Genomic DNA, 4,906 nt, shown 5'->3' on the forward strand with positions numbered 1-4,906 from the left:
ATTCACAATTCATCACTCATACTTAGAAAGCATTTTCAAAATATTAAAATTTATAGATAGTGAAAGAACAAAAAATCCTGTCGAAGTTTTGGTTTTGGGGTTTACTCATTTTACCCATTCTACTGTATTTCCTATTGATTGAGCTTTATGGTATCAATATTCCGTATGTCGACGACCATGGACTAAAAGGTTTTCTTGTAAAATATCAGGAAAGTACAACTTGGACAGAAAAGTTGGCTAGTATTTTTGCCCAGCATAACGAACACCGTATTGGACTCACACGAATTTGGTTTTTGCTAACTTATTGGATTTATGGTAGTATTAATTACAAATGGTTGATGTGGTTCGGTAATATTTTGCTTGTAGGCGTTTTAGGAATATTTGCTGCTTTTTTTAAGAAAAATAAGATATCATTTTTGTACTTCATCCCTCTTCCTTGGATCTTATTGACCTCTATTAACCAAGAAAATACCTATTGGGGAATGGCTTCTATCCAAAACTTTGGAATTGTATTCCTGAGTCTTTGGGCATTTTGGGAAGTAGAGGAAGAAAGGCTCCTAAGTGCGTTAGTGTTGGTATCTATTGCCGTATTTACTAGTGGGAATGGATTCGTGACCTTGGCCATTATGGGAGGGTTTTTGGTTTTGAAGCAACAATGGAAAAGTTTGGGAATATTGGTTATTGTTGGTGCGCTCTTGGCCTATCTCTATTTTGCGAGCTATCAAAAACCTCCAGCAACCCCAACAGCAACTTTGAGTGATTTGAAAAAGGTAATTCTTGCCTTTATTTCTTTTACAGGAAGTGCAGCAGATGTTGCTATGGATACTCCTATTCATATTCGAAGCATAAAGGCAATCTTGTTGGGAGGATTACTGCTAGTGTTATCGCTAATCTGCGTGGTAAGAAATATCCCTTTTGATTTTAAACTTAAACAGTATTCCACACCAAAAAACTGGCCAGTTTTTGTGTTGGCAACTATTTTATTGATTATTCTCTCAGCCTTTATTGTTGCTTGGACTAGGGTTGTGGGCTATGGAATGCCAACAATTTTGACGAGTCGTTACAAGATTTACAGTTTGCTGTTTGTGATTACAATCTATGCTTGGTTGCTTCGCGTATTGGAAGAAAAGCAGCGTTGGCGAATGTTTTTATTTGCCCTACCTTTTTCTATTCTTTGTTTTTTCAATGGTTTTTGGCAAAGTATTTCTCAAATTGATTACCATTACAAAGGCTTGATTTGTAGCATGTTCAATTGGACTTACGAAGATTTATCAGGTAAGTCTAATCATCCCAAGCAGTTTAAATACGATAATCCTGCTACGGTTTTCGACAGCTTGACACCTATTCTGTTAACCAACGATTTTAACCATGAGCCTCAGATAAAATTGGAGGAAGCCAAAGTGCAGGACGGGAATGTGTTAATTCGTGGTGTTGGAGATTTTTATTTTCCTTGGCTCGACCCTGACAATGGGGTGTACTTAATTGCAAAATCAGAAAAGCGAGTGTATGTATTTCCGCTTCGTTCGGTAAAAGCTGGAGTAAGATTATTGGTGGGAGGGCATGCTGTATTTGGCCCATATTTCGAAAATCAGATTCCAACCTTCGAATTTGAAGCAGGAACGTATAAATTAGCCATTTTGTCGATTGAGGACACTCAAAAACGTATTCTGAACACCCAGCAAAGTATTTCAATCGAGGCTGATAAAAGAAAAGCCGTGGAGACGAATTGGTAAATGGTGAATTGTGAATCGCCCTTGCTTATAACTTAGGGTATTTGATTTTAGACGAGGATATTTTGTTCATTTTCTTGATTTCTCAAAATTCACCATTCACAATTCACAATCAGAACTGTACGAAGGAATTCTAAAAATGTCTATTTCGGATATCGGATGTGGGATTTCGGAAGTGTAATCTTCTATGTTTTATAAAAAATAGAGATATTTTACTTTATTTCCGAAATCAGAAATCCCAAATCCGCAATTATTGGAAATCTTTCGTACACTCCTGATTCACAATTCATCATTCACAACTCACAATTACTTTGGTGACGTTGGTCTTACTTCGATTTTACTTGGTAAAGTGCGTGCTGGAAGTTTGATAAGGTCAGCAACGATTTGACCAATATCTTCGGGTTGAATTTTCCACGCATCTTGTTCGTTGGGTGTGTGACCATTGAAATAGGTTGCTACCGAACCTGGCATGATGGTAGTGACCTTGATACCTTCGCTACGGACGTCCATCATAAGTGCCTGCGTGAATCCTACTAAACCAAATTTGCTGGCATTGTAGGCCGTTCCTTTAGCAAAGAAATTGGTACCAGCCAAACTCGAAATAGAGATAAAATATCCTTGTGTAGCTTTTAGTGCTTCAAGTGTAGCTTTTGTTGTGAAGAAAACGCCAGTCAAATTAATATCAATTGTTTCTTGCCATTGTTCCTCGGTCATGTCTTGCACAGGAGCAAAGTGACCCACACCAGCATTGGCAACTACATAGTCGATTCTCCCCCAAGCTTGTAATACTTTAGCAACTGCGGCTTCTTGTGAAGCAAGGCTTCTTACATCCGACTCCAAGCCCAACGCATAACCTTCTTTGATTTCGTTTAGTTTGGCAGCGGCTTCTTCGGCGCTTGCCAACGAGCGACTTGTGATGGCAACTTTGATGCCCTCTTTGATTAATACCTCAGCGATTCCATAGCCAATACCTTTCGAACCACCTGTAATAAATGCAGTTTTGATTTCAGACATAATTTTGTTGGGATATAATTTTGGGGATATTTTTTCTTATAAAAAGCCCCAAAAACTTGTGTGATAACCCTTTTAGAACTGATATTTTGACAAAATAGTTTAGTCAATAATCGATTGGTAAATCATTTGTTGTACCTGTTTTTCGATTCCACCATCTTTTTTCGGCCAAACTTGAAACATGACCACTAGCAATAAATCCTCCTTGGGGTCGATGGTGTAATGGGTATAATACATACCGCCCCATTCAAAAGCCCCAACTGAACTAGGGATAATAGCCTTTCCTTTTTCGGTATAAATCTCAAATCCTAAACCAAATTTATTGGTATTGTCTCTAATATTGAGTTCACCAATTTGGTTGGTTGTCATCAATTCTACCGTTTTACGACTCAACAAACGAACCTTGTTGAAAGTACCTCCATTCAATAGCATTTGGCAAAGTTTGGCATAATCCAAAGCCGTAGAAGTCAAACCCGCACCGCCAGAAAAGTATTTTCTTTCACCCGAAATAGGATAATCCGTCCATGGTGAGCGAGGCTTTGGGGTGATACCTTTTTCTTTTCCAATTTCTTCATAAACTGTCACCAGTCGATTTTTCTTGGTATCATCTATATAAAAACCAGTATCGTTCATGCCTAGTGGCTCGAATATTTTTTTCTTGAGAAATTGGTCAAATGGCATTCCTGAAATGACTTCTACAAAATAGCCCAAAACATCGGTATTGAGTCCATAAGTGAATTTTTCGCCTGGCTCATGAAACTTAGGTAATGCTCCTAAACGATTCATTGTTTCGGCAATCGTTTCGTTTTGAGTAGAAAAATAATAGGGAATTTTAGCCTTACCGTACAATGCATTTTGATAAGGAATACCAGCCGTATGGCTCAATAAATGTCGAATGGTAATTTCTTTTTTGGCAGGATGTGAGGTATATGTGCTATCCTGCGGATTGATTTGGTCAACGATTTGCCCATTTTTAAAAGCAGGAATATACTTGGCAATAGGGTCGTCTAAGCTAAATAAGCCTTCTTCATAAAGCATCATAACAGCTACTGAAGTAACGGCTTTTGACATAGACATGATACGAAAAATATCGTCAGTTTTTTGGACTTTCTTCGCTTCAATATCATTCATACCGTAGGCTTTATGTAATACCAATTGCCCATGACGTGCTGCCAATACAACTGCACCTGGAATGCGCTTCTCGGCGATTTTGCGATTGAGTAATTGCTCTATTCTATTCAGTCGCTCGGATGACATTCCTACTTTTTCGGGAGCAACACCCAATATAAATTGTTGAGGTTTTTGAGCAAATACAGTATTGGTAAAGAGGAATAGGTAAAAAAATAAGAGCTTTTTCATGTTATAGTATTGAGAGATTAAGTTAGTGCGCAAAATAAGATTTAATTTTTGTATATTAGGCATAAGGCAACAGGCACAAGGCAAAGAGTGTTAAAATGTTTTTTAGTAACGATAGATATATATTTGCCGAAGGCTCAAAGCTGAAAGCCGAATGCTCAAAAATTAAATTTTATTTTGCGTTAATACTTAAGTTAGTGCGCACAATAAAATTTAATTTTTGTGATTTAGGCTTTCAGGTAGCGGCTTTCGGCGGTGGGCTTTGGGAAAAGCATGTCTTTCGTTATTAAAAACAAGTTAAAACTCTTTGCCTAGTACCTGTTGCCTAATGCCTCGACACATAGCATAGATCTTATTTTGCATCGATACCTATGTACTTGATTTTAATGATTGGCTACCTAGAGGTAATCTGGTCAAAGAGAGAATTTCTTTGACCATTGAATTATAATTTTGTAGCCAAAATTAGCTCGGCTGGGCCTGCCAAAAACTCTCCAGAAGTTTTGCCAAATTCTACTAAATGGTTATTAGACAAGTGTTTATCTAAATGCTCTTGACTTTCCCAGTTTTCATAAAAATAGAAAACGGTAGCATCTTCATTGGATTGGTGCAATACGTAATCGATACATCCTTCTTCTGCAATTGTAGGAGGGATAAGTCCTAATAAAGCTTGTTTAGCAATTTCTTCTTTATCTGCTTGTGCAGTAATTTTTGCGATAACAGTTAACATACGTTGGTTTGTTTTTTTAGTAAAATTGTAATTCTATGCTGTAGGCTTTAAGCTTTATGCCCTAAGCCAAATGCTTAAAAGT

General features: G+C 37.4%; 4 protein-coding genes. 1 reads left to right on the forward strand and 3 read right to left on the reverse strand.

From position 1 onward, the window contains the following. Positions 1-59: 59 nt before the first annotated feature. Entirely contained in the window at positions 60-1,733 is a 1,674-nt protein-coding gene (locus ACOVQ4_RS20610) for a hypothetical protein (RefSeq protein WP_421822491.1), read from the forward strand. A gap of 303 nt (positions 1,734-2,036) precedes the next feature. Here the strand turns inward: ACOVQ4_RS20610 and ACOVQ4_RS20615 are convergent, their stop codons facing one another. The 3 genes from ACOVQ4_RS20615 to ACOVQ4_RS20625 form a co-directional block, all read right to left on the reverse strand. Then, positions 2,037-2,744, reverse strand: coding sequence for an SDR family oxidoreductase (locus ACOVQ4_RS20615; protein WP_421822492.1), 708 nt, complete (start codon positions 2,742-2,744; stop codon positions 2,037-2,039). A gap of 99 nt (positions 2,745-2,843) precedes the next feature. Further along, a complete protein-coding gene (locus ACOVQ4_RS20620; protein WP_421822493.1) occupies positions 2,844-4,100 on the reverse strand; it encodes a serine hydrolase domain-containing protein in 1,257 nt (418 codons plus the stop codon). Positions 4,101-4,539: 439 nt separating this feature from the next. Further along, positions 4,540-4,824 (reverse strand): putative quinol monooxygenase, encoded by a 285-nt coding sequence (locus tag ACOVQ4_RS20625; protein WP_421822494.1) that lies wholly within the window; start codon positions 4,822-4,824, stop codon positions 4,540-4,542. Positions 4,825-4,906: the final 82 nt, after the last annotated feature.

The organism is Flectobacillus sp., assembly GCF_049240685.1.
In the GTDB taxonomy this organism is placed as follows: domain Bacteria; phylum Bacteroidota; class Bacteroidia; order Cytophagales; family Spirosomataceae; genus Flectobacillus.